Source organism: Labrys miyagiensis (assembly GCF_030160835.1).
Lineage (GTDB): Bacteria > Pseudomonadota > Alphaproteobacteria > Rhizobiales > Labraceae > Labrys > Labrys miyagiensis.
The window spans coordinates 169,378-194,050 of record NZ_BSPC01000023.1; the positions used below are offsets into that span (position 1 = coordinate 169,378).

General features: G+C 64.2%; 26 protein-coding genes. 10 read left to right on the forward strand and 16 right to left on the reverse strand.

Annotated features, from left to right (window positions below; all coding sequences use genetic code 11):
• Positions 1-121: 121 nt before the first annotated feature.
• The 4 genes from urtD to urtA form a co-directional block, all read right to left on the reverse strand.
• Positions 122-895, reverse strand: a complete 774-nt coding sequence (gene urtD, locus QQL24_RS13080; RefSeq protein WP_284312557.1) for an urea ABC transporter ATP-binding protein UrtD — start codon at positions 893-895, stop codon at positions 122-124.
• A 53-nt stretch (positions 896-948) separates the two neighbouring features.
• Entirely contained in the window at positions 949-2,103 is a 1,155-nt protein-coding gene (gene urtC / locus QQL24_RS13085) for an urea ABC transporter permease subunit UrtC (protein ID WP_284312559.1), read from the reverse strand.
• Positions 2,100-3,692 carry an urea ABC transporter permease subunit UrtB gene (gene urtB, locus QQL24_RS13090; protein WP_284312560.1) on the reverse strand — a complete coding sequence of 531 codons (1,593 nt, stop codon included), beginning with the start codon at positions 3,690-3,692 and terminating at the stop codon, positions 2,100-2,102. Before urtB ends, urtC begins: the two co-directional genes overlap by 4 nt.
• 137 nt (positions 3,693-3,829) lie before the next feature.
• On the reverse strand, positions 3,830-5,134 hold the full coding sequence (gene urtA, locus QQL24_RS13095) for an urea ABC transporter substrate-binding protein (protein WP_284312561.1): 1,305 nt from the start codon (positions 5,132-5,134) through the stop codon (positions 3,830-3,832).
• A 358-nt stretch (positions 5,135-5,492) separates the two neighbouring features.
• Between urtA and QQL24_RS13100 the strand changes: the two genes are divergently transcribed.
• Positions 5,493-8,882, forward strand: a complete 3,390-nt coding sequence (locus QQL24_RS13100) for a hybrid sensor histidine kinase/response regulator (RefSeq protein WP_284312562.1) — start codon at positions 5,493-5,495, stop codon at positions 8,880-8,882.
• A complete protein-coding gene (locus tag QQL24_RS13105; protein WP_284312563.1) occupies positions 8,875-9,759 on the forward strand; it encodes a response regulator in 885 nt (294 codons plus the stop codon). Before QQL24_RS13100 ends, QQL24_RS13105 begins: the two co-directional genes overlap by 8 nt.
• 10 nt (positions 9,760-9,769) lie before the next feature.
• Here the strand turns inward: QQL24_RS13105 and QQL24_RS13110 are convergent, their stop codons facing one another.
• The gene (locus tag QQL24_RS13110) at positions 9,770-10,099 is read right to left on the reverse strand and encodes a HepT-like ribonuclease domain-containing protein (RefSeq protein WP_284312565.1); all 330 of its coding nucleotides are present in this window, start codon (positions 10,097-10,099) and stop codon (positions 9,770-9,772) included.
• Positions 10,100-10,131: 32 nt separating this feature from the next.
• Positions 10,132-10,422: a nucleotidyltransferase family protein gene (locus tag QQL24_RS13115; protein WP_284312566.1), complete on the reverse strand. Its 291-nt coding sequence runs from the start codon at positions 10,420-10,422 to the stop codon at positions 10,132-10,134.
• A 379-nt stretch (positions 10,423-10,801) separates the two neighbouring features.
• Between QQL24_RS13115 and QQL24_RS13120 the strand changes: the two genes are divergently transcribed.
• The 4 genes from QQL24_RS13120 (at position 10,802) to QQL24_RS13135 (ending at position 13,844) form a co-directional block, all read left to right on the forward strand.
• Positions 10,802-11,503, forward strand: coding sequence for a DUF899 family protein (locus tag QQL24_RS13120; RefSeq protein ID WP_284312568.1), 702 nt, complete (start codon positions 10,802-10,804; stop codon positions 11,501-11,503).
• An 83-nt stretch (positions 11,504-11,586) separates the two neighbouring features.
• Positions 11,587-11,961 carry a YciI family protein gene (locus tag QQL24_RS13125; RefSeq protein ID WP_284312569.1) on the forward strand — a complete coding sequence of 125 codons (375 nt, stop codon included), beginning with the start codon at positions 11,587-11,589 and terminating at the stop codon, positions 11,959-11,961.
• Entirely contained in the window at positions 11,958-13,280 is a 1,323-nt protein-coding gene (locus QQL24_RS13130) for an RNA polymerase sigma factor (RefSeq protein WP_284312570.1), read from the forward strand. Before QQL24_RS13125 ends, QQL24_RS13130 begins: the two co-directional genes overlap by 4 nt.
• Before the next feature lie 21 nt (positions 13,281-13,301).
• Entirely contained in the window at positions 13,302-13,844 is a 543-nt protein-coding gene (locus QQL24_RS13135) for an SRPBCC family protein (RefSeq protein WP_284312571.1), read from the forward strand.
• A gap of 93 nt (positions 13,845-13,937) precedes the next feature.
• Here the strand turns inward: QQL24_RS13135 and QQL24_RS13140 are convergent, their stop codons facing one another.
• From QQL24_RS13140 to QQL24_RS13160, 5 genes are all read right to left on the reverse strand, one after another.
• A complete protein-coding gene (locus QQL24_RS13140; RefSeq protein ID WP_284312573.1) occupies positions 13,938-14,645 on the reverse strand; it encodes an MgtC/SapB family protein in 708 nt (235 codons plus the stop codon).
• A 40-nt stretch (positions 14,646-14,685) separates the two neighbouring features.
• The gene (locus QQL24_RS13145; RefSeq protein ID WP_284312575.1) at positions 14,686-15,006 is read right to left on the reverse strand and encodes a plasmid stabilization protein; all 321 of its coding nucleotides are present in this window, start codon (positions 15,004-15,006) and stop codon (positions 14,686-14,688) included.
• 196 nt (positions 15,007-15,202) lie between these two features.
• Complete coding sequence (locus tag QQL24_RS13150; RefSeq protein ID WP_284312577.1) at positions 15,203-15,574, reverse strand: DUF3175 domain-containing protein; 372 nt, start codon at positions 15,572-15,574, stop codon at positions 15,203-15,205.
• Positions 15,575-15,779: 205 nt separating this feature from the next.
• Positions 15,780-16,673, reverse strand: a complete 894-nt coding sequence (locus QQL24_RS13155) for an SDR family oxidoreductase (protein ID WP_284312579.1) — start codon at positions 16,671-16,673, stop codon at positions 15,780-15,782.
• Between the two features lie 80 nt (positions 16,674-16,753).
• Positions 16,754-17,494: an SDR family oxidoreductase gene (locus QQL24_RS13160; protein ID WP_284312581.1), complete on the reverse strand. Its 741-nt coding sequence runs from the start codon at positions 17,492-17,494 to the stop codon at positions 16,754-16,756.
• Between the two features lie 107 nt (positions 17,495-17,601).
• On the opposite strand from QQL24_RS13160, the gene QQL24_RS13165 reads away from it, so the two are divergent.
• The gene (locus tag QQL24_RS13165; protein ID WP_284312582.1) at positions 17,602-18,492 is read left to right on the forward strand and encodes a LysR family transcriptional regulator; all 891 of its coding nucleotides are present in this window, start codon (positions 17,602-17,604) and stop codon (positions 18,490-18,492) included.
• Between the two features lie 112 nt (positions 18,493-18,604).
• Here QQL24_RS13165 and alkB read toward each other — a convergent pair whose 3' ends face one another.
• Both alkB and QQL24_RS13175 read right to left on the reverse strand, forming a co-directional pair.
• A complete protein-coding gene (alkB, locus tag QQL24_RS13170) occupies positions 18,605-19,252 on the reverse strand; it encodes a DNA oxidative demethylase AlkB (RefSeq protein ID WP_284312583.1) in 648 nt (215 codons plus the stop codon).
• Positions 19,253-19,255: 3 nt separating this feature from the next.
• Complete coding sequence (locus QQL24_RS13175; protein ID WP_284312584.1) at positions 19,256-20,053, reverse strand: DUF72 domain-containing protein; 798 nt, start codon at positions 20,051-20,053, stop codon at positions 19,256-19,258.
• A gap of 618 nt (positions 20,054-20,671) precedes the next feature.
• Here QQL24_RS13175 and QQL24_RS13180 point away from each other — a divergent pair.
• Both QQL24_RS13180 and QQL24_RS13185 read left to right on the forward strand, forming a co-directional pair.
• Complete coding sequence (locus QQL24_RS13180) at positions 20,672-21,757, forward strand: hypothetical protein (RefSeq protein WP_284312585.1); 1,086 nt, start codon at positions 20,672-20,674, stop codon at positions 21,755-21,757.
• Positions 21,758-21,784: 27 nt separating this feature from the next.
• On the forward strand, positions 21,785-22,150 hold the full coding sequence (locus tag QQL24_RS13185) for a peptidoglycan-binding domain-containing protein (protein WP_284312587.1): 366 nt from the start codon (positions 21,785-21,787) through the stop codon (positions 22,148-22,150).
• Here QQL24_RS13185 and QQL24_RS13190 read toward each other — a convergent pair.
• Positions 22,126-22,857 carry a helix-turn-helix transcriptional regulator gene (locus QQL24_RS13190; RefSeq protein ID WP_284312588.1) on the reverse strand — a complete coding sequence of 244 codons (732 nt, stop codon included), beginning with the start codon at positions 22,855-22,857 and terminating at the stop codon, positions 22,126-22,128. The genes QQL24_RS13185 and QQL24_RS13190 overlap by 25 nt on opposite strands.
• 122 nt (positions 22,858-22,979) lie before the next feature.
• Between QQL24_RS13190 and QQL24_RS13195 the strand changes: the two genes are divergently transcribed.
• Entirely contained in the window at positions 22,980-23,621 is a 642-nt protein-coding gene (locus QQL24_RS13195; protein ID WP_284312589.1) for a LysE family translocator, read from the forward strand.
• Between the two features lie 49 nt (positions 23,622-23,670).
• Here the strand turns inward: QQL24_RS13195 and QQL24_RS13200 are convergent, their stop codons facing one another.
• Positions 23,671-23,874 (reverse strand): hypothetical protein, encoded by a 204-nt coding sequence (locus QQL24_RS13200; RefSeq protein ID WP_284312590.1) that lies wholly within the window; start codon positions 23,872-23,874, stop codon positions 23,671-23,673.
• Between the two features lie 66 nt (positions 23,875-23,940).
• On the reverse strand, positions 23,941-24,525 hold the full coding sequence (locus tag QQL24_RS13205; protein WP_284312591.1) for a TetR/AcrR family transcriptional regulator: 585 nt from the start codon (positions 24,523-24,525) through the stop codon (positions 23,941-23,943).
• Between the last annotated feature and the right edge of the window lie 148 nt (positions 24,526-24,673).

A 24,673-nucleotide genomic window follows, 5' to 3' on the forward strand; every position in this document is an offset into this window, starting at 1 on the left:
AGATGAAATGTTCACAGGCAAATCTCGACGATCGCGCCCCCTCGCCCCGTTCTTACGGAGAGAGGATAGAGGTGAGGGGCGGCGCCACCTTCTCCGTTATCCCAAACCACAGCACCCGCCCTCACCGTCCCAGATAGACTTCGATGACGCGGTCGTTGTTGCTGACCTGGTCGAGCGTGCCCTCGGCCAGCACCGCGCCCTCGTGCAGGCAGGTGACGCGCACGTCGAGGTCGCGCACGAAATGCATGTCGTGCTCGACCACCACGACCGAATGGCTCTCGGCGATACGCCTCAGCAGGATCGCCGTCTGTGCCGTCTCGGCATCCGTCATGCCGGCGACCGGCTCGTCGACCAGGAGGAGCTTGGGGTCCTGCGCCAGCAGCATGCCGATCTCCAGCCATTGCTTCTGGCCGTGGGACAGCGAGCCGGCGAGGCGCGTGCGCAGCTTGGTGAGGCGGATGGTCTCGAGCACCTCGTCCACCTTCTGCCGGATCGCCGGTGTCGCGGCCCAGAATAGGTTCGCCATCACGCCGCGCTTCGATTTCAACGCCAGCAGGATGTTGTCCTCGACGCTCTGGCTGTCAAACACGGTGGGCTTCTGGAACTTGCGGCCGATGCCGAGCTGGGCGATGTCGGCCTCGTCGCGCTTGGTGAGGTCGATCTTGCCCTCGAAGAGAACGTCGCCCTTGTCGGGCCGGGTCTTGCCGGTGATGACGTCCATCATGGTGGTCTTGCCGGCGCCGTTGGGGCCGATGATCGCCAGCATCTCGCCGGGCGCCACCGTCAGCGACAGGCCGCGCAGGGCGCGGTAGCCGTCGAAGGAGACCTCGACACCGTCGAGATAGAGCAGCGCGCTGGTGAGGGCGGCAGGATCGGCTTTGACGGGTGCGTTCATGAGAGCCCCTGGGAGCGCGGACATCCTGTCCGCTCTTGGAAACGAGTCGCCTGTTATCGAGGAAGAGCGGACGAGACGTCCGCGCTCCCAGCCTCCGCGAGCCTGGCGGCCGCTCGCGCCTGCCGCCTCTCCTGCCATTGGCCGATCGTGCCGATCACGCCCTTGGGCAGGAACAGCGTCACCACCACGAACAGGCCGCCGAGCACGAACAGCCAGTAGGGCGCGAACACGCCGGATGTGAAGATGGTCTTGGCGAGGTTGACCAGCACCGCGCCGAGGGCCGCGCCCACCAGCGTGCCGCGTCCACCGACCGCCACCCAGATCACCACCTCGATCGAATTGGCCGGGGTGAACTCGCCGGGATTGATGATGCCGACCTGCGGCACATAGAGCGCACCGGCAAGACCGGCCATGCAAGCGGAGACCACGAAGACGAAGAGCTTATATTTCTCAACGCGGTAGCCGAGGAACCTCGTGCGGCTCTCGGCGTCGCGCACCGCCAGCAGCACCTTGCCGAGCTTGGAAGTGACGATGGCGCGGGCGACCAGGTAGCCGAGGGCCAGCGCGATGATGGTGAGCACCAGCAGAACTGTGCGCGTGGACGCTGCCGTGATGTCGTAGCCGAGGATGTCCTTGAAGTCGGTCAGGCCGTTGTTGCCGCCGAAGCCCATGTCATTGCGGAAGAAGGCCAGCATCAGGGCATAGGTCATGGCCTGCGTGATGATGGAGAGATAGACGCCGGTGACGCGCGAGCGAAAGGCGAGCCAGCCGAACAGGAAGGCGAGCAGGCCCGGCACCAGGAAGACCATCAGCACAGCATAGGGGAAGAAGTTGAAGCCGTACCAGGTGAGCGGCAGCTCCTTCCAGTTCAGGAAGACCATGAAATCGGGCAGGATCGGATTGCCATACTGGCCGCGCGGACCGATCTGGCGCATCAGATACATGCCCATGGCATAGCCGCCGAGCGCGAAAAAGGCGCCGTGGCCGAGCGAGAGGATGCCGCAATAGCCCCAGACGAGGTCGAGGGCGAGGGCGAGCAGCGCGTAGCACAGATATTTGCCGAGCAGCGCCACGATCCAGTCGGGCACGTGGAAGGGCGAGCTCTCGGCCATGGCGAGGTGGCCGATGGGCACGAACACGGCGAGGAGCGCGAGGACGGCCAGGAAAATCAGGCCGCGGGGATCGGCGAGGAGTCTGGCAGTGATCATGTTTCAACCGCCCTGCCCTTGAGCGCGAACAGGCCGCGCGGGCGTTTCTGGATGAAGAGGATGACGAGGACGAGCAAGGCGATCTTGCCGAGCACGGCGCCGGCGAACGGTTCCAGCAGCTTGTTGGCGATGCCGAGCGTGAGCGCGCCTACCAGCGTGCCCCAGAGATTGCCGACGCCACCGAAGACCACGACGAGGAAGCTGTCGATGATGTAGCCGGTACCGAGGTTCGGCGAGACATTGTCGATTTGCGATAGCGCCACGCCCGCCAGGCCGGCGATGCCCGAGCCAAGGCCGAAGGTGAAGGCGTCGACCCAATTGGTACGGATGCCCATGGCCGAGGCCATGCGGCGGTTCTGGGTGACGGCGCGCATCTGCAGGCCAAATTTGGTAAAGCGCAGGAGCAGGAGCAGCGCCGCGAAGACGAGGCCAGCGAAGACGACGATCCAGAGCCGGTTCCAGGTGATGTCGAGCCCGCCCAGGGCAAAGGAACCGGTCATGAAGGCGGGCGCGCCGACATCCTGGTTGGTCGGGCCGAAGAGGGTGCGCACGGCCTGCTGCAGCACGAGGCTGACACCCCAGGTCGCGAGCAGCGTCTCCAAGGGCCGGCCATAGAGCCAGCGGATGATGGTGCGCTCGATGAGCACGCCCACCGCTCCTGCCACCAGGAAGGCGAGCGGGATGGCCACCAGCATGGAATAGTCGAACAGGCCCGGCGCGAAGCTTCGGATCAGTTCCTGCACCACGAAGGTGGTGTAGGCGCCCAGCATCACCATCTCGCCATGCGCCATGTTGATGACGCCCATCACGCCGAAGGTGATGGCCAGGCCAATGGCGGCAAGCAGCAGCACCGAGGCGAGCGAAAGGCCGAACCAGAGGTTCTGCGCGCCGCTCCACAGCATCAGCGTCTCGTTGATGGATTTCACCCCGGTAGCGGCGGCATCCTTCACCGCCTGGGGTGCGTCATTGGGCAGGGACTGCAGGAGGCCGAGCGTGTCCTGGTCGCTTTTTCCGGCAATCAGGTTGGCGGCGTTGACGCGGTCGGCGGGCGAAGCGGAGGAAGAGAGAAAGACCACCGCCGCACGCGCCCGCTCCATGGCCTGCTTCACGCCCGTATCGGTCTCGGCGGAGAGCGCCTTGTCGATGGCCGGCAAGGCCGCCTCGTCATGGGACTTGAACACGGCATCGGCTGCCGCCAGGCGCGTGGCCGGATCGGGTGCCATCAGCGTCAGGGCGCCCTGCGCAGCCTCGATGGCGCGGCGGATGCGATTGTTGACCTTGACCTTCTTCAGCCCCGACGGAGGCGCGGCAACCTTGCTGCCGCTGGCGCCTTCGAACGTGTCGGAGCCCTTCTGGTAATAGAGCGCCTTGCTGGCGGGATCAAAGGCGAGCTTGCCATCGGCAAGCGCGCCGATCACGGCGGAGGCCTGGGGATCGCCGGAGGTCGCGAGGGCGCTCACGCCTGCTTCGATGTCGTCGAATTTCTCCGAGGCAAGCTTCGACTGGGCGGCGGCGTCCGCGAAGGCGGACGTGAGACCGCCCAGGAGAAGGACGACGACCAGGCCGGCGATGCGAAGAAAGGCTTGCATGGGCGCTCCTGGGAGCGCGGACATCTTGTCCGCTCTTGGAAACGGATTGTTTTCAAGAAAGGCGGAACTTCGACGGTTCCGCCCTTCCCTCTCGCGCGGCGGTTCAAGAGCGGACGAGGACGTCCGCGCTCCCGGCGTCAGGCAGCCTTGCCACCGCATTTTCCGGACTTGATGTTGAAGTTTCCGCAGGCCAGCGGCTTGCGCCAGTCGGCGATCAGGTCCTTGGAGCCATCGAGATAGTCGGACCACTCGCGGCCGACCACCATCGGCGACTGCTGCACGATGTTGAACTGTCCGTCCTCCTGGATCTCACCGATCAGCACCGGCTTGGTGATGTAGTGGTTCGGCATCATGGTGGAGAGGCCGCCCGAGAGGTTGGGGACGGAGATGCCGAGCAGGGCGTCCTGCACCGCCTCGGAGTCCGTGGTGCCGGCCGCGGTAACGGCAGCAACCCACATGTTGAAGCCGATATAGTGGGCTTCCATCGGGTCATTGGTGGTGCGGTTGGCTTTGCCGGTGAAGGCATGCCACTTGTCGATGAAGGCCTTGTTCTCAGGCGTGTCGACCGACATGAAGTAGTTCCAGGCGGCGAGATGGCCAACGAGCGGCTTCTTGTCCATGCCGGCCAACTCTTCCTCGCCCACCGAGAAGGCGACAACCGGAATGTCGGTGGCCTTGATGCCCTGGTTGCCGAGTTCCTTGTAGAAGGGCACGTTGGCATCGCCGTTGATGGTGGAGACCACGGCCGTCTTCTTGCCGGCGGAACCGAATTTCTTGATGTCGGAGACGATGGTCTGCCAGTCGGACTGCCCAAAGGGCGTGTAGTTGATCATGATGTCTTCGGCGGCCACGCCCTTGGCCTTGAGATAGGCTTCCAGGATCTTGTTGGTGGTGCGCGGATAGACATAATCGGTGCCGGCGAGCACCCAGCGCTTCACATCCTCGTTCGCCATCAGGTAGTCGACGGCCGGGATGGCCTGCTGGTTCGGCGCGGCGCCGGTATAGAAGATATTCTTGGAGGATTCCTCGCCCTCGAACTGCACGGGATAGAACAGGATCGAATTCAACTCCTCGAACACCGGCAGCACCGACTTGCGGGACACCGAGGTCCAGCAGCCGAAGGTGGCGACGCATTTGTCCTTGGTGATCAGTTCGCGGGCCTTCTCGGCGAAGAGCGGCCAGTTGGAAGCCGGATCCACAACTACGGCCTCCAGCTTCTTGCCGAGCACGCCGCCCTTCTTGTTCTGCTCGTCGATGAGCATGAGCATGACGTCCTTCAGCGTGGTTTCGCTGATGGCCATGGTGCCCGAGAGCGAGTGGAGCACACCGACCTTGATGGTTTCGTCGGCTGCGAAGGCACCCCGCGTGCCGAGGGCCAAGGCGCTGGCGGCACCCGCGAGGCTGAATAGAGCGGTACGGCGGTTGATCACCGGATGGTTCATCGAACTCCCCTTATTTCGATGGTGAGACGGAGCTGAAAAGGATGGAACGGCACGAACAGCGATGCCGATGCGGGGAGTTCACGCCCTTTGTGCGTTGCAGCATATACGTTGATTGACGTATTCGGGCGCCAATGCTGCCAATTTATGCTGCATGACTAAAGAATGAGCACGGATTTGGTGTGCCGGTCTTCAGACCGGCATGGAAACGATGCCTTCTGAAATTAGAGCTTCCCGAATAACCACCTCCGTCGCGGTTCCATGCCGGTCTGAAGACCGGCACACCAATACCGCCTCCCCGGCACGCGCCTTGCAACGGATAGGCTTCGGACACTGCCCAAACCTCGGAGACCCGCCACTCATGCCAGGCCGCCAACGCATTCTGCCGGTGCGGCGCGCCTATAACCGCTGGGTGGCCAACCAGACGCTGGAAGACTACGCGTTGCGTTTCACCGCCAAGAGCGCGCGCAAATGGTCGTCGCCCCGCGTGGCGCAGACGGCGATTGGCGCCATCTCCTTCCTGGCGCTGGAGGCGATCGGCGGCGCGATCACCCTCTCCTACGGCTTCACCAACGCGCTGGCGGCGACGCTGGTGGTGGGCGTGTTGCTTTTCGCCACCGCCTTGCCGATCAGCCGTTATGCCGCGCGCTATGGCGTCGACATCGACCTGCTCACCCGCGGCGCCGGCTTCGGCTATATCGGCTCGACCATCACCTCGCTTGTATACGCCACCTTCACCTTCATCCTCTTCGCCATCGAAGCCTCGATCATGACGACGGCGCTGCAGCTGTGCTTCGGCATCCCGCTCGCCATCGGCTACATCATCAGCGCCGTGGCGGTGATCCCGCTGGTGACCCATGGCATCACCTGGATCAGCCGCTTCCAGCTTCTCACCCAGCCGCTCTGGATCATCCTCAACATCCTGCCCGTCGGCTTCATCCTGGCGAGCGATCCCGGTTCGATCACGCGCTGGCTGAATTTCCCGGGGCTGCATGACGGCAACAACGCGCTCGACATCCTGAAATTCGGCGGTGCCGCCTCGGTGATCCTGGCGCTGATGCCGCAGATTGGCGAACAGGTCGACGTGCTGCGCTTCCTGCCTTCCCCCAAACCGGGCTCGCGCTTCGCCTGGGCGTTCTCGCTGCTGGCTGCAGGGCCTGGCTGGATCGTGCTCGGCGCGCCGAAACTGCTGTTCGGTTCCTTTCTCGCCGTGCTGGTGCTCGGCCATGGCATCGCTCCCGAGCATGCCGCAGAGCCGGCGCAGATGTACCAGATCGCCTTCGGCTATGCCCTGCCCTGGCCCTATGCGGCGACGGCGCTGACCGCCGCCTTCGTGGTGGTCTCGCAGCTCAAGATCAATGTGATGAACGCCTATGCGGGCTCGCTCGCCTGGTCGAACTTCTTCTCGCGTCTCACACATTCCCATCCCGGCCGCGTGGTCTGGCTGGTCTTCAATGTCGCCATCGCCCTGCTCCTGATGGAACTCGGCATCTACAAGGCGCTGGAGCAGATCCTCGGCCTGTTCGCCGTGGTGGCGGTGGCCTGGCTCGGCGCCATCGTGGCCGATCTTGCCATCAACAAGCCGCTCGGCCTCTCGCCGGAGGGCATCGAGTTCAAGCGCGCCCACCTCTACGACATCAATCCGGTGGGCACGGGAGCGATGGCGATCGCCGCGCTCTGTGCCCTGCTCGCGGCCGCCGGGATGTTCGGCGAGGTGCCCAGGGCGCTCGCCCCCTTCGTGGCGCTGGGGGTTGCCCTCGTCACAGCACCCGCCATCGCCGCACTGACGCGCGGCAAATATTATCTGGCTCGCAAGCCTCGCGCCTCCTGGAAGCTGCGCAGCGAGATCACCTGCTCGATCTGCGAGCTGGCGTTCGAGCCGGAGGACATGGCCCATTGTCCGGCTTATTCCGGGCCGATCTGCTCGCTGTGCTGTTCGCTCGATGCCCGCTGCCATGACCTGTGCAAGCCCAATGCGCGCATGCAGGCCCAGCTGACCCGGGCGATCGAGGTCACGCTACCCTCCTTCATTTCCAGCCGCCTCAGCCCGCGCATCGTCCAGTTCGCTGGCACATTCTCTTTGTTCGTCAGCGTGATAGGGCTCGTCCTTTACCTGATTTCCTTCCAGGCCTCCGGCTATGGCGGGGTTCGCGCGGAGACCATCGACGATGCCCTCTGGGTGTCCTTCTTCATCCTGCTGATCGTCTCCGGCGTGATCGCCTGGTTCTTCGTGCTGGCGCATGAGAGCCGCAGGGTGGCGCAGGAGGAATCCGCCCGCCAGACCACGCTGCTCCTCAAGGAGATCGAAGCCCACCGGCGCACCGATGCCGCCCTGCAGCGCGCCAAGGATGTCGCCGAAGCCGCCAACCTCGCCAAGAGCCGCTATGTCGTCGGCCTCAGCCATGAGCTGCGTACGCCGCTCAATGCCGTGCTCGGCTATGCCCAGATCCTGGAGCGCGACGATACCATCCCCGCCAATCGGCAGGGCGGCGTGCGCGTGATCCGGCGCAGTGCCGAGCATCTCTCCGGCCTGATCGACGGGCTGCTCGACATTTCCAAGATCGAGGCCGGGCGCTTCCAGTTGCAGCGCAACGACGTGCGCTTCAACGATTTCCTGGATCAGCTGGTCGATATGTTCCGCCTGCAGGCCGAGGCCAAGCGCCTCGCTTTCCGCTTCGAGCGGCCCGACGTCCTGCCCGATACCGTGCGGGTCGACGAAAAGCGCCTGCGCCAGATCCTGATCAACCTGCTCTCGAATGCCATCAAGTTCACGCAAACCGGCGGCGTGACGCTGAAGGTCGCCTATCGCAGCCAGATCGCCACCTTCACCGTGGAGGACAGCGGCAGCGGCATCCCCGCCTCTGAGCTCGACCGCATCTTCGAGCCCTTTGAGCGCGGCAGCCATGCGAGCGGCCTCGGCCCCCATGTGCAACCGGGCCTCGGCCTCGGCCTCACCATCACCAAGCTCCTGGTGCAGATCATGGGCGGCGAGATCTCGCTGACCAGCACGCCGGGCGAAGGCTCGACCTTCCAGGTCCGCATGATGCTTTCCACCGTCGCCTCGGTCCTCCCGCCGGCCACCGTCAACATCAGCGGCTATGCCGGGCGGCGGCGCACCATCCTGGTTGTCGACGACGATGCCGATCACCAGGACCTCATGCGCGCCATCCTGGAGCCGCTCGGCTTCGGCGTGCTCACCGCACGCGACGGGCCGACCTGCCTCGCTCTTACCGAGCATGCCGCGCCGGACCTTTTCATTCTCGATATCTCCATGCCCGGCATGAGCGGCTGGGACCTCGCCCGCACGCTGCGCGAAACCGCAGGGGTGACTGCGCCCATCCTGATGGTTTCCGCCAATGTCGGCGAATCCATGCCGGCACCCAGCGAGAACGATGCCCATGACGGCATGCTGCCCAAGCCTTTCGACCTCGCGCAGCTGCTGGAGCGCATCGGCTTTCTGATGCGCCTGCAATGGCTTACGGACGGCACCACACAAAATGCTTCGGCACATGAAACGCCGGCCCTGATCTCTCCGGGCACCCGTCATATCGAGGAATTGCTTGAGCTCGGCCGTATCGGCTATGTCCGCGGCATCGAAGCCAAGCTGGCGCAACTCGCAGCCGATCCCACGGCGCAACCCTTCATCGATGCCATCCGGGGCCATCTGCGCAATTTCGATTTCGAGCGTTACACAGCGACGCTGGAGGCTCTGGGCGACCGAGCGGTCGCCCATGAGGATGCCCATGAGTGAGATCAGCGCCCGCAACATCGTCCTTGTCGTCGACGATGCGCCGGATGCCCTGGCGATGCTGACGGATGCGCTGGAGCCCGCCGGCTTCACCGTGCTGGCCGCAATCTCCGGCAGCCAGGCGCTCGCCATTGCCGGCCGCATCACGCCCGATATCATCCTGCTCGACGCCGTGATGCCGGAGATGGACGGTTTCGAGACCTGCCGCCGCATCAAGGCGACGGCGACAATCGCCGGCGTGCCGGTGATCTTCATGACCGGCCTCAGCGAAACCGAGCATATCGTACGGGGGCTCGAGGCCGGCGGCGTCGACTACCTCACCAAGCCGATCAATATCGAGGAACTGATCGCGCGTATCCGCGTGCATCTGGCCAATGCCCGCGCCTCGCAGAGTGCCTATGCTGCGCTCGATGCGACCGGCCGCTTTCTCTTCGCTGTGACGCGTAGTGGGGATATCCTGTGGTCGACGCCGCAGGCCCAGCGCTTGCTCGCCGATGCCTTCCCGCCGCCCGAGGGCCAGGTGCGGCTGCCCCGCGCCCTCATGGAGGTGGCGCGAGCAGGCGGCACGGTACATGCGGCGCAGGGTCTGCAGCTCTCCTTCATGGGCCAGACCTCCTCCGACGAATTCCTCTTCCGCCTCTCGGTCGACCAGGCGACGAGCGAAGCCGACCAGTTGCGCGCCCGCTTCGCCCTCACCCAGCGCGAGGCGGAGGTGCTGGTGTGGATCGCCCGCGGCAAATCCAACCGGGACATCGGCGACATCCTCGGCCTCTCGCCACGCACGGTGAACAAGCATCTGGAGCAGATCTATGTTAAGCTTGGCGTCGAGAACCGCGCCTCGGCGGCCGTGCTGGCGAGCGGGGTGGTGAACGGGCGTTGAACGCCTCCGCTTAAGCCGCTCTGGCAGCTTCCATCAGGGCCGGAAGTTGGCCAAGCAATTCGGGTAGCGCAATCTGAACGGTCTTCCAGACCAGCTCAAAATCGGTGCCAAAATAACCATGCGTTATTCGATTGCGCATGCCCCGCATCTCCCGCCATCGGACATTGGAATGCTGCTGTATGAAATCGGGGGTCACCTCGGCAATCCGGGCCGCAGCCTCACCAATGACTATCAAACTCATCACAACGGCATTCTGTGTCTTTCTGTCGGCGAGAAATTCGGCTTCGGTCATATTCTCTACGAATGAGCGCGCTTCAGCTGCGGCTACCTCCATATTCATAAGGTAGTCTTCTAAACGGGCCCTCTTTTCACTCATAGGGGACGAGCTTCCGAAAGAACCTTGACTCGCATAGACAGAGGTAGATCGCCCGGCGTGAGCAGATCCACGCGGATGCCCAGCAGGTCTTCGAGCTCTACCTGCAAGCCACCGAGATCAAACAGCGTCGCCCCAGGTAGCGTATCGACCAGGATATCCACGTCGCCGCCTTCCTGATCGGTTCCATGGAGAACCGACCCAAACACCCGGGGGTTTGTGGCGCGGTACCGGCCAATTGCTTCGCGCACAGCCTCGCGCTTTCTCGCCAGGGCTTCGGAGGGTTTCATCAACGGCATTCCCCTAGAATGATCGGATCTTAGCAGATCTGACACATTGAGATCTCATCTCATTTACACGGCATGGACGAGCCAGACACCGGAGCTGTTTCTCTCAAAAATTGTGCCCCTCATGTCGGCTACCTCCTGGCTCATTCGTCCTTGGCTCAAGAGGGACGCTCGACATGCTCTACACCATCCCTTGCTACGATTACGAAGACGTTGTCGGCGCCTGGACAAAGGAAGAGTTTGGTGCGCCTTACCTTGCAAAGTCAGCGCTCTCCGTCATCCTTGCCTGTCGAACGCAAATCACGACGGGCATTGACACATACCAGGATGAACCAATCGCACCGGCCTGCGTTCACCGCCTACAGGCAAGAAGGAGGATCCCATGCCTGATAGTCTCGTTCCCGCCGCCGAACTCGCCCAGCGCGGCCCCGTTCGTTTCCCCAATGAAAGTCCGGAATATCGGGCCGCCCGAACCGCCCTGCTGGCGGAAGAGATCGAGTTGCGCCGCCATGTCGAGCGCGTGGCCGCGATGCGCCGTACGCTGCCGCCAGGCGGAAGCGTGATCGGCGACTACAAGTTCGAGGGTGAGAAAGGACCGGCCACCCTTGCCGAGCTCTTTGGCGACAAGGAGAGCCTCGCCGTCTACAGCTACATGTTCGGCCCTCAGCGCGAACGCCCCTGCCCGATGTGCACCAACCTGCTCGGCGCCGTGGAAGGCAACGCCAACGATATCGGCCAGCGCATGGCGCTCGCCGTGGTGGCGCGCTCGCCGCTCGAGAAGCTGCTCGCCTGGAAGAAGGAGCGCGGCTGGAAGGACCTGGGGCTCTATTCCGATCTCAATGACAATTATTCGCGCGACTATCACGGGGGGCTGCCCGACGGATCGGATATTCCGGCCCTCAACATCTTCACCCGCCGCGATGGCACCATCCGTCATTTCTGGGGTAGCGAGATGACTGGCGACGCCGCCGATCCGGGCCAGGACCCACGCGGTGCGCCAGAGCTGGCGCCCCTGTGGAACTTCCTCGACATGACGCCCGAGGGGCGCGACCCGCATTGGTATCCCAAGCTGGACTACAAATAAGGCGTGTGCCTCGAAATTGTGCTCCACGCCCATGTCGGCTACCTCTTGCCCCATTCGTCCTAGGCTCAAGAGGGAAGCTCGACATGCTCTACACCATCCTTTGCTACAATTACGAAGATGTCGTCGGTGCCTGGACGAAGGAAGAGGACGATGCCGTGATGGCGAGTCTTCTCAAGGTCCATGAGAAGGTCGCCAAGGCCGGCAAACTCGGCCCGGTGGCGCGTCTCCTGCCGACCACAGCCGCCACGACCCTGCGCAAGACGGGCGGCGAGCCCCTGGTGATCGACGGTCCCTTCGCGGAAACCAAGGAGCAGCTGCTCGGCTTCTATGTGGTCGATTGCACCGATCTCGAAGAGGCGCTCGACGTCGCCCGCGAGCTCGCCAAGGCCAATCCGAGCGTCGGCTCCTATGAAATCCGGCCGCTCGCCATCTTCTACCCGGGGGTCCTCACCACATGACGGACGCCGCCTGGATCAATACCGCACTGGTCACCGCCCGGCCGCAGGCGATGGGTGCGCTGCTGCGCTATTTCCGAGATCTCGACACCGCCGAGGAAGCCTATCAGGAGGCCTGCCTCCGGGCGCTCAGGACCTGGCCGACGAACGGGCCCCCGCGCGATCCCGCCGCCTGGTTGATCTTTGCCGGGCGCAATTCCGGCATCGATGCCAAGCGCCGCGAGAAGAAGCAGGAGGCGCTGCCGGACGAGGACCAGATCTCCGACCTGGAGGATGCCGAGACCGCCCTCGCCGATCGGCTCGACGGCCAGCATTATCGCGACGATATCCTGCGCCTGCTCTTCATCTGCTGCCATCCCGAGCTGCCGGCCACCCAGCAGATCGCGCTGGCGCTACGCGTCGTCTGCGGCCTCACCGTCAAGCAGATCGCCCGCGCCTTCCTGGTCGGCGAGGCGGCGATGGAGCAGCGCATCACCCGCGCCAAGGCCCGCATCGCCAAGGCCGACATGCCCTTCGAGACGCCGGGCGCGGTGGACCGCTCGGAGCGGCTCGCTGCCGTCACCGCCATGGTCTATCTCATCTTCAACGAAGGCTATTCAGGTGGTGGGGAAAGCGATGGCACGCGCCTCCAGCTTTGCGACGAGGCGATCCGCCTTGCCCGCCTGCTGCTGCGCCTCTTCCCGAGCGAGCCGGAGATCATGGGGCTGACCGCCCTCATCCTGCTCCAGCATTCACGCTCGCCGGCGCGCTTCGATACCAATCGCCAGCTCATCCTGCTGGAGGACCAGGACCGTCGCCTCTGGAACCGCCAGATGATCGCCGAGGGTCTGGCGCTGATCGACAAATCCGCCCGCCACCACCAGGCCGGCAGCTACCAGATCCAGGCCGCCATCGCGGCCGTGCATGCCCGCGCCGCCACGCCCGACGACACCAATTGGCGGCAGATCGACTTCCTCTACTCCCTGCTGGAGGAGATCCAGCCCTCGCCGGTGGTGACGCTCAACCGTGCGGTTGCCGTCTCCAAGACGAAAGGTCCGGAGGCCGCGCTCGCCATGATCGAGCCCCTCGAAAACCGCCTCTCCGGCTATTTCTATTTCTACGGTCTCCGAGGTGCGCTTCTCCTCAAGCTGGGCCGGGCCAAGGAGGCGCATTGCGCCTTCGACCAGGCCATCGCCCTCGCCAACACCGCGGCCGAAGCCGATCATATCAGGCAGAATATCGACCGCCTGAAGGCCGAGAGCGAGCAGCGAACTTCCGAGCTGAAAAACAAGCCTTGTCAAGAGGATGACGACCATTCCTCAGACCACGCGCCAACACATTGAACCGGAAAGACGAAAACGGCCATGACTATTCTCCTGCTCCTTGTCGTGCTCATCATCGCGGCCGTGGCTGCCTATGCCGCCACCCGGCCGAACAGTTTCCGCGTCGAGCGCTCGCTGACGATCCAGGCGCCGCCCGAGCGGATCTTCACCCTCATCAACGACTTCCACCAATGGCGACGCTGGTCGCCCTATGAGAAGCTCGACCCCAACCTGCAGCGCGACTACAGCGGCGCCAGGAGCGGCAAGGGCGCCGTCTATGCCTGGGAGGGCAACGGCAAGGCCGGCAAGGGGCGCATGGAGATCGCCGACACGCAGCCACCGTCGCGCGTCACCATCAATCTCGATTTCATCAAGCCGTTCCGGGCCAGCAACAAGGTCGACTTCACCATGATGCAGGAAGGCGCCGCCACGCGCGTGACCTGGGCCATGCAGGGCCAGTCGCCCTATATGGCCAAGCTGATGGGGCTGTTCATGAACATGGACCATCTGATCGGCAAGGATTTCGAGCAGGGCCTTGCCAATCTCAGGGCCGAGACCGAGCGCTCCGAGCTGCCGCCGGCGTGACGGGACCAGATGGCAGTGGGGGGCGGGTCTTCAGACCCGCCTTCTTGCGGTGCCGTCGGGGTCAACGGGCGGGTCTGAAGACCCGCCCCCCGGCTAATGGTTCGCGCGTGAGACGATCTGAAACACGCGCACGGTATACTCCGAGACGACGGCTTCTATCAGTCCCCGCGCGGGCGGCTCCTTCTTCTTCTGCTTCCAGCGAATCTCGAAGCTGACGAGCGCCTCCCCGTCGGCCGGCCGGCGCAAGTGGTGGAACTGCGCCCTGTAGCCGAGCGGCGCGAGAGAGGCGTCGAGATCGGGAGGTGCAGCACCGCGCGGCATGGCGATCGTCAGCAGGGCCTGGTAATCGCGCGGGACCCGATCGTCGACCCAGGACATGCCCCAGAGCACCACGAAAGCGAGCACGGTGCCGATCGCGCCCAGTTCATATTGCCCGCCGCCGAAGCAAAGGCCGATCGCCGTGATGATCCACAGCGTGGCGGCCGTGGTGAGGCCTGTGATCGAAGCACCCTGCTTGAGGATGGCGCCGCCACCGATGAAGCCGACGCCGGTCAGGATGCCGAGCGGGAGGCGCATGACATCCATCGTGGCAAAGCCACCTTCCGGCTTGCCCGCCATCGGCAGGAGGATATTGGCCTGGATCATCGCAAGAGCGGCTGCGAGAGCTACCAGGGTCGTGGTACGCAGCCCGGCCGCATGCCCTTTCACCTCGCGGTTGAGGCCGATCATGCCGGCCGCAACCAAGGTGGCGAGAAGGCGCAGACCGATATCCTCCCAACTGGGTTGGAGCGGCATCAGCATGGAGGGTCACGCCTGACCGGCGCCTCACGAGAACCAAACGTTAGGAATGCGGACGGTGCTCGGCATGGCGCTTGCGCGTCGCCGCAGCTTTCTTGGCCGCGGCAGAACGAGCCAGCGCCGAACGGCGGGCCGAAGCGGCGCCGTCCTTCTCACCACCCTCATGGGCAGCAGGATGACCGGCCTGCTTGTCCTGTCCCGAGCCGCCCAGCATCTTGCCGCCGCCGTCTTCCTTGTTGACGGTGGCCCAGGCGCGCCGCTCGGCCTCCTTTTCGGAAACGCCGCGCTCCTCGTAACTCTCGGCAATATGCTCGGCCTTGCGTTCCTGCTTGTCAGTATATTTCGACTTGTCTCCCTGCGGCATGGGACTGCTCCTTCATTGAACGCGTTTGACGGAAAGCTTGCGCAAAAGCGTTTTGCAATTTGACGAACTCGTCGAGGATCGCAAAGACGCATCTCTAGAGCGCTTTACTTTCAGATCGAGCCACCAAGAATCGCAAAATGCTTTTAATGCCTGTGAGTTAATCTCGAAATCCGCTCCTGCCTAAACGCATTTTGCTCTAGTGGCCGAAGAGCCGGCGCAGTTGGTCCTTGGCCGCCATCAGCGTGCGGCGGCGGCCTGCTGACAGGTTCTTGCCGGCGCGATTGATGTAGAAGGTCAGCATCGACAGGGCCGAGCGGAACGGATCCGCCTTGCGGCGGTGGCTCACCTCGGCCGAATGCTTGAGGGATTTGGCGATCTTTTCCGGACTGTCCGAGGTGAATACGCCCTTCTGAAGATCGAGCGCATTGCTCTTCTCGGTGACGTCGCCGGACCACTTCCTGGTGGAACGGCGGGCATTGGCGGCCCCGCCGCGCTTGCGCTGCTGCGGCTCGGCGCGCGAGACACGCTTGGCTTCGCCTTCCGGCTTCACGGCTTTCTTGCTAGACATGCAACGCTCCATGGGCTGAAGGTTGGTCCTCACCCGTTTCGAACTTGTTCGCGGCAGGTCGGCACCGCGAAAAACGGGCTGTTGTCCGGGTCTTAACGCCTGTCCGCAATGGAAGGTTCCACGCTATCCCGCTAGGTCGACCGCCATGTCGACCCTCCCTGTTGCTCCCCACCGATGATGGGTTGATCCTCTGATAAGTCCGCCGTCACATCGCCGGCTTCAGCACATCCTCCAGTCCGATGCGGCGCAGCAGCTCCGCTCGCACACGATCGGCGACGCCGTTGACGATCTCGGCGCCGTCCTGCGAAGGGTCGATATGCACCCGGAAAGGACGCTTGCCGAAGGGCAGGTCCACGACCTTGACGATCGCATCGGCCACCGCGCCGGCATCGGCGTCGGCCGGTTCCAGCGAGGCGAGGCCCTTGAGCGCCACCTCGGGAATGCTGCCGGTCGGCCCGTTCCTGTACTCGGCCTCGCGCGCCTTGTCGGCCGGAGAGCCGGCATGGGCGAAGTGGTTGGTGCCCTTGGTGAAGGCGCCGGGCACGATGATCGAGGTCTCGATGCCCCAGCGCGCAAGCTCGCCGGCATAGCTGACCGCCAGTGAATCCATGGCAGCCTTGGCTGCGAAGTAGGGCGCGAGATAAGGCGGCGTGCCACCGCGGCTGCTGGAGGAGGACACCCACACCATCAGCGCCCTGCCCTGCTCGCGCAGCTGGGGCAGCGCAGCGCGGTTGACGCGCTGGGTGCTAAGCACATTGACATCGTAAAGTTCGGCGAACTGCTCGGGCGTGAAGGCCTCGGCCGGACCGAAGGTCATGTGGCCGGCATTGTGGAGGACGACGTCGAGGCGGCCATTGTCGGCGACGATCTGCGCAACAGCGGCATCGGCGGAAGCCTGCGAGGCGACATCGAGTTCGATGCTGCGCAGATCGACCTTATGCTCGACGGCAAAGGCCTTGACCGCTTCGACCTGCGGCGCATTGCGGCCGGTGGTCTCGCGCATGCTGGCATAGACAATGTGGCCGGCATCGGCGAGCGCGCGGGCCGCAAGGGCGCCGAAACCGCTGGATGCACCGGTGATGAGGATGATCTGGGACATGGGTGTATTCCTTTTTCCTGGGAGCGCGGACATCTCAGCGACAGGCTCGCATGTCGCTGAGATGTCCGCGCTCCCAGTGGTCAGATGATCCCGCCATTGGCGCGCAGGGTCTGGCCGTTGATCCAGGCCCCGTCCGGGCCGGCGAGGAAGGCGACGGAAGCGGCGATGTCCTCCGGCTGTCCCAGGCGCTCCAGCGGCGCCAGCTTGGCGAGGCGGTCGACGAGCTCGGGCGACTTGCCATTGAGGAAAAGATCGGTGGCCGTCGGGCCGGGGGCGACCGAGTTCACCGTGATGGTGCGGCCGCGCAGTTCCTTGGCGAGCACGGAAGTGATGGCCTCGACGGCCGCCTTGGTGGCGGCATAGACGCCGTAGCCCGGCTGCAGCAGGCCGACCACGCTGGAAGAGAAGTTGATGATGCGGCCGCCCGGACGCAGGCGCTTGGCCGCCTCCCGCAGCGTGTTGAAGCTACCCTTGAGGTTGATGGCGACCTGACGGTCGAAACTGGCGTCGTCCGTCTCGCCGATCGGGGACAGCGTCATCACGCCGGCATTGTTGACCAGCACGTCGACACCGCCGAAAGCCGCCTCAGCCGCGTCGAACATGTGCCTTACCGCGGCGGGATCGCTGACATCGGCCTGGGCGGCAAGCGCCCGCCCGCCGGCGCCCTCGATCTTGCGCACCAGTGCCTCGGCCAGGTCGGCGCTGCCGGCATAGTTGACCACGACCGTGAAACCATCCCGGGCCAGCCGCTCGGCAACAGCCGCGCCGATGCCGCGGGAAGCGCCGGTAACGAGAGCCATCTTGTTCGCATTCGTGTTCATGTCCGTTCTCCTTGTTTCAAGCCTTGCTCGATGGAGCGGACTATCTCCCTTTCCTTGATACGGATAATCATCCATTATCCGGTATTACTATTCGGAAACTGGGAACAATGGATCGCTTCGAGGCCCTGCGGGTGTTCACGCGCATCGTCGAGCGCCGCAGCTTCACCTTGGCCGCCCAGGACCTCGGGCTGCCACGCTCGACGGTGACGGAAGCGGTACAGCAGATCGAGGCGCGGCTCGGCGTGCGGCTGCTCCAGCGCACCACGCGCCATGTCAGCCCGACACTGGACGGGGAAGCCTATTACCGGCGCTGCATCGCCATCCTCGCCGATATCGAGGATGCCGAGGCCGCCTTCTCGGACGCCAAGCCGCGGGGCCTGTTGCGGATCGATGTCCATGCCACGCTGGCGCGCTTCTTCGTGCTGCCGGGCCTGCCGGACTTCATGGCCGATTACCCTGACCTGCAGCTCCATATCAGCGAAGGCGATCGCTTCGTCGATCTGGTACGCGAGGGCATCGACTGCGTGCTCAGGGTCGGCGATCTTCAGGACTCCTCGATGGTCGCCCGCCGGGTCGCCATGCTGCCGGAGGTGACCTGCGCGAGTCCGGCCTATCTCGCCCGCTTCGGCACCCCGAAGACGCCGGACGATCTGGAAGGCCACCGCATGATCGGCTTCGTCTCCTCGGCGACGGGCAGCGTCATCCCGCTCGAACTACAGGTGGACGGCGCCATCCGCAATATTACCTTGCCGACGCCCGTCACCGTGGCCGGTGCCGAGACCCTGTTCGGCGCCGCGCTCGCCGGCCTCGGCCTCATCCAGGTGCCGCGCTATCGCCTCGGCCCCTATTTCGAGGCGGGCACGCTGGTGGAGGTCCTGAAGGATTATCCGCCGACACCGACGCCGGTATCCCTGCTCTACCCCCACAACCGCCAGCTTTCACCGCGGGTCCGGGTGTTCATCGACTGGGTGACGAAGGAGTTTGCGGCGAGGGTGTAGCTGGGAGCGGCTGTTTTTCCCGGGTGCGCGGACGTCTCGTCCGCCTCTTCCTCTCCCGTCCACACGGCGGTTCCAAGAGCGGACGGGACGTCCGCGCACCCGGGAAACCCAGTTACACCCGCCTGAACGTCAGGTTGATCCTCTTCCTTCCCAGCAGCGGATGCTCCCCATCCTTAAGCGCCAGCACCCCGTGATAAGCCAACCTCGCCGGGCCGCCCCAGGCCACGACGTCGCCATGCTCCAGCGCCACCTTCGTCATCTTGTCGCTGCGCGAGAGGCCGCCGAACTGGAACGTCGCCGGCAGGCCGAGCGACACCGAGACGATGGGTTGGCCGAAATCCCTCTCGTCCTTGTCCTGGTGCGGCGACATCTTCGCGCCCGGCTCATAGCGGTTGATCAGGCAGGCATCGGGCGCAAAGCCGGGAAAGCCGGCTTCGGCAGCGGCCTCCGTGGCGAGACGAAAGAAGATTTCGGGCATGGCGGGCCAGGGCTTGCCGCTGAGCGGATCCCCGCTTTGATAGCGATAGCCGCGCCGGTCGGTGACCCAGCCGGCCGTGCCGCAATTGGTCATCGCCACCGACATGGTGAAGCCGCCCGGCGTCACCATGTGCCGGAAGGGGGCGGCTACCACCACGGCGTCAAGCGCGGCAAGCAGGTTCGCTTCCTCAGCCAAGGCCCGGCCACGCAGCAGTACGGCGCCCTCGGCGATCGCCTGCCGGGGCGGCTCGACGATACCGGCATGGCCGAAAAGATCCTGCATGGCTCAGCCGAGTTTGCCGATCAGCGTCTTCGCCGCCGTCGGCGCCTTGGGCTTGAAGCCGTTGATCATGAAAATGAAGACGTCACGCCCATCCGCCGCCCGCGGCGCCGGGCTCCCCACGCGGCCGAGATCGTCAGGCTCGCCGCCCTTGGCCCAGAGCTTGGCGCGCTCCGCCCATTTGGCGATGGCCCCGGCGGAATAGCCGGTCTCCTCGTCTTCCGAGGCATTCTGTAGACGGGCGTAGACAAAGGGTGCCGTGACATCCGGGATCGACGGGAAATCCGGCTTGTCGGTATAGACGACGGCAACGCCATAGCTGCGCACGAGGTCGACGAATTCGGGCACCTTGAAACTGTCGTGCCGGACCTCGACGACATGGCGCAGGGCATGGCCGTCATGGCTCTTGGGCAGCAGTTTGAGGAAGCCTTCGAAATCGGCCGGATCGAATTTCTTGGTCGGCATGAACTGCCAGTTGATCGGGCCGAGCTTCTTCTTGAGCTCGGTGACGCCGCTCTTGATGAAGCGCTCGACGGACTCGCCCGCCTCGGACAGCACCTTCTTGTTGGTGGCAAAGCGCGTCGCCTTCATCGAGAAGACGAAATCGTCTGGTGTCTCGTCATGCCATTTGGCGAAGCTCTCCGGCTTCTGCGAGCCGTAATAGGTGCCGTTGATCTCGATCGCCGTGACCTGCCGGCTGGCATATTCGAGCTCGCGCTTCTGGGCAAGGTCGCCGGGATAGAAGGTGCCGCGCCAGGGTTCGAAGGTCCAGCCGCCGATACCGACGCGGATTTGGCCTGTCATGGGAGTCTCCAAGCTTTTCACTGAGCGTGAGCCGACCATAGCATGGCGAGTCAGGCAACCCGAAACCTGCGGACCCAGCCTCGGACGTGGAACGCCTCCGAATCCTTCCTCGTCTGGGGCTGTCGAATTCACACATCTCAGCCTGGCTGCAAGAGGCGCAGTAATCCTTCCCCGACTGCGGGGAAGTCGCCCACACAGTTTTGTGTGGGCTGGGACGAACGCAGTGAGGCCGGAAGGGGTAGAGTGGCGCTTGCCTGTCCCGAAAACCGGCTCTGTCGTGTCGCTCTCCCCCTTCCGTCACCGCTGCGCGGCGACACCAGTGCACACACTTGTGTGCGCGATACCCGAAGTCTGGGAAGGATGACCCGCGCCCTTTCCGGCTTAAATGGGCGCTTGTGGGGGCCGAGTCCGCGCATTGAATCCGCATATCACGCGGTCCACCGCAGACGGGCTGAAACAGTATTATGCGCGACGGTTTACTTGCGCGTATACCGTCTATAAGCTGCCCTCTGCTTCCTATGCGAGTATATCGGACCTCGGGCGCGTCGGGGTTATCCTGCGGAGGCACTTCTTTGCTCGATCGGTCAGGATCTCAAACAGCAACGGCCAGCAAGTCTCATGTCCAACATCGCGAAAAGCATTCTGGGACCGCGGCTGCCGACGGATGGGTTCGATCCTGACGTCCCCTATCAATTCATCGAGCTGCGACGCGAGCGGCCGATGGGGGTGCGTACCTTCGACTTCAAGTCCTTGATCGAGATCAGCAACCCGGGGATCTGCCGGATGTCGAACTTCAAGATTGTTCGCCAGGAGGTGCCGAATATCACGCCGGTGCCTTTCCCCGGCCCCGGAACGCTGGTTTCCCGCATGGCGCTCCCCGCCAGCTCCTACGTCACGTTTTCCCTGCACGGCCTTGCCGAGGGCCGGACGTTCCTGAAAGGCCGCGACCAGCGAGACGATGCGGAGATTATGCCTGGCGCCAAATACACGCTGGAGATCGCCGTGCACCCGCGCAAGCACAAGCAGTTCGCGACCTGCTACGTCTTCGACCGCATCAACCGGGACATCGGGCGCCGCATCGATTTCACATCCACGTTCAAGGAGATCAACGACGCTTTCGAGCAGCAGGCGGCGCTGACGGTCGAGAACATCGATGCCGCCAAGACAGGAGCCGATGTCCGCACCGTGACCCTCGACGTTCCCATGCGGGGAGGTTTCGAGATCCTCACGCCCGAAGCCAACCGCCATCTCATCGAGAAATTCGAGGAAGACCATCCTGGCGTCCTGCAGTCCGTGGACGCGTTGATTGTCGTGCTGCCGGTGCCGATGACCGTCGAGGGCAGGGATACCGGCCTCGTCGGACTCTACCAGGAGCTCCGGCGGGCGAGCGACGACAGCCGGATCAGCCTGCTCCTGATCAGCTCGATCGCCTTTGCTGAGCTGCCCGGCCTCACCTCCACAATGGCGCACGAGATGGGTCACTTTTTGGGCCTGCACCATCTTCCGGAAGTGGTGCGCAGGGCCGATATCCCCGAATCCGAGCGCGGGAAGGAGAACCCGGATCCGGACGCGTTTCCCTTCTTCCAGCGCACGCTGATGTACCCGTTCACCTTCATGCGGTCGTTGCGGCTGAACAGGGTGCAGATCGAGCTGATGCAGCTCAATTTGCGCGGCATCACGCAGGAATTGGTGATCACCATCTAGAGCCCAGGACAGGGCGGGAGGCGCAGAATGCCGCTCAATTCTCGCACGTTTGCCGGAGACTCCAAGCTGGAGGCCTGCCTCGTCGACGACGCCGCCCACCTCACCATTGGTGCGCAGGGCGAGCATGTCGCCAAGGTGCAGTCGGCCGTCATCTACCTGGACGGCCTCGACATCGATGCGGCCGAGCTGCAGGCTGGCCGCTACGGACCATCGACCGCGGCGGCGGTCCTGAAATTCAAGACAGCGCGCAGCATCATCAATCGCGCCTATCAGCAGTCAGCCGACAATATCGTGGGCAAGATGACGATCAAGGCGCTCGACGATGAGCTGTTCGCGGCCGAGAACGCGACGGTGCAGGTGGTGCCGATTCAGATGTGCCCCCGTCCGAACTGAGGGGCTTTGGCGCCCTGCTCCTTGTTGTTGCTCTCCCATCCCGCCATCCACAATTCGCGCAAGCGGTCGCCCTCATGCCGGAAATGGGCGCCGATCGGCTCGCAGCGCACCACCCTGTCGGCGCGGAAATTGCGGAGGGCCTCGCGCAATTCGCACCAGGCGACGACAACGAAGGCCTGCGAGTAATAGATCAGAGCCAGCGGCCGTATGATGCGCCGGCTCTCGCGCCCCTGTTCGTCGCGATAATCGAGCAGCAGCTTTTCCTCGTCGCGGATCGCCTTGCGCACGAGCGCGAGGTCGACGCCGTCCGGCGCCGGCGCCACGCTGCCCCAGGCATGGAGCGTGCGTGAGGACAGCACCTGGCGCAAAGGCGCTGGCACGGCCGCCGCCACCTTGGTCCCAGCCCGCCGGGAGGCTTCCATGAGTTCGCCATCGCCGGTGCGCTCGATCAAGGCGAGACCGAGCACCACGGCCTCGATCTCCTCGATCGAGAACATCAGCGGCGGCAGGTCGAAGCCGGGGCGCAGGATGTAGCCGATGCCGCGCTCGCCCTCGATCGGCACGCGCATGGCCTGCAGCGCGCCGATGTCCCGGTAAATCGAGCGCACCGTCACCTCCAAATCCTCGGCGATGGCGGCCGCCGTCACCGGCTTCCTGGCCAGGCGCAGGATCTGGATGATTTCGAACAGCCGCGACGCCTTGCGCATGAGTGCTCCCAATTACAACTGACACATCCTTGTCAGTTGGCCCTCTCTATAGCCTGCTCCAATCCCTTGAAAAAGCGGGAAGTCCTGAGAAGGCACCCGCTGCACGGCATGGAGCAACTGACATGAGCTACGGCGAAAATCTCTGGGTCTTCTTCATCCTGCTAGCCGGCATCGTGGCAGTGCCGGGCATGGACATGATCTTCGTCCTTGCCAATGCGCTGACCGGCGGCCGGCGCGCCGGCCTCGCCGCCACCTTCGGCATCATGGTGGGCGGCGCCTGCCACACGCTATTCGGCATGGCGGCAGTGGTGGCGCTCAGTCGCCTTGTGCCCACCCTCTCCACCAGCATGATCCTGCTCGGCTCGGCCTATATGGTCTGGATCGGCCTGAAGCTCGTGCGCAGTTCGATCACGGTCAACACCGTGGACGGCGGCCGGGCCGCGTCGATGAGCACCGTCTTCGGCCAGGGCCTCCTCACCTGCATCCTCAATCCCAAGGCCTGGCTCTTCGTGCTGGCGGTCTATCCGCAATTCCTCAAGCCCGCCTTCGGCCCGCTCTGGCCGCAGGCCCTGGTGATGGGCGTGCTGACGGTGCTGGTGCAGCTGGCGATCTACGGCTCGCTCGCCCTGATGGCGGCACGCGGGCGCGATGCCATCACCGCCAGCCCGGCGCTCACCATCTGGACCGGCCGCACCGCCGGATTGCTGCTAGTGGGCGCGGCGGCCCTGGGCTTTGTGGAGGGGGTAAGGGGGCTGTACGCATGAGCGTCCCTGGGATCGCAGGCGTGTCGCCTGCTCTTGGAAACGAGGCGGTTCAAGATGCAGGCGGGACGCCTGCGGTCCCAGGAACGCCCCCGGCGCCCCGCCACAGCGTATATCCCCCATCGATATTCAAACTGGCGTCGGTGATGAAGCCCGCCTCGAGACCGGCGAGACAGGAAACGAAGCCGGCGCCGACGCCGCGCGAGCCCCCAATCACCAAAGCTATCTTCTCGAGCAGTACTTTGTTTTCAGTCATGATTTTCCCAATAATTGACTAAATAGTCCATAATTTGGCTAAAAACAGCGGCACTCTCGACAGGGTTTACCGCCGCTTCAGAGCCTCCAAGGCAAAGTCCACGATCTGCCGCAGCCCCGCCGTGTCAAGCCCGGCCTTGGCGCTGACCTTGAGGCCGAGCAAGGTGGACTCCACGAAACGAGCTGCTCCGGAAATATCGATGTCGGCGGCAACTTCCCGGTCGGTCCTTGCCTTGCGCAGCGCCTTTTCCACGGCAGCATGCAAGACTTCGCCGCTCTGCCGGCCCATGGCGTTGATCTCGGCATCGGCCTGGCCGAATTCGGAGATCGCTCCCACCCCCATGCAGCCCAGCGCCCGGAAGCCCGGGTCGGCATTGGCCATCGCCATCAGCATCCTGCGGATGCCGGCAAGCGCGGAGGTTTCGGATTCCAGCAAGGCGATCTGGTTGCCGACACTGACGTTCTGGTAGCGTCCGAGCGCCTCCAGATAGAGCCGCCTCTTGTCACCGAAGGTGTCGTACAGGCTCTGGCGGCCGATCTTCATCGCCGCGAGGAGATCCTCGGTCGAGGCAGCCTCGAAGCCCTTGGCCCAAAACACCGAAATGGCGTGCTTGAGCGCTTCGTCGCGATCAAATTCCCTGGGTCTAGCCATAGCGGCAGCAGATATGTTCCGGATTGTGTTGTCAAGAATTTTTGGTGCGTTGCACAAAATTGAGGCAAACGGGCGAAAAAAGCTGATTTGAGGCCATCTTGGAGGCAAATCGGGGGCGATTATAGCCAGAGTTGCCTTGGCAACGGGA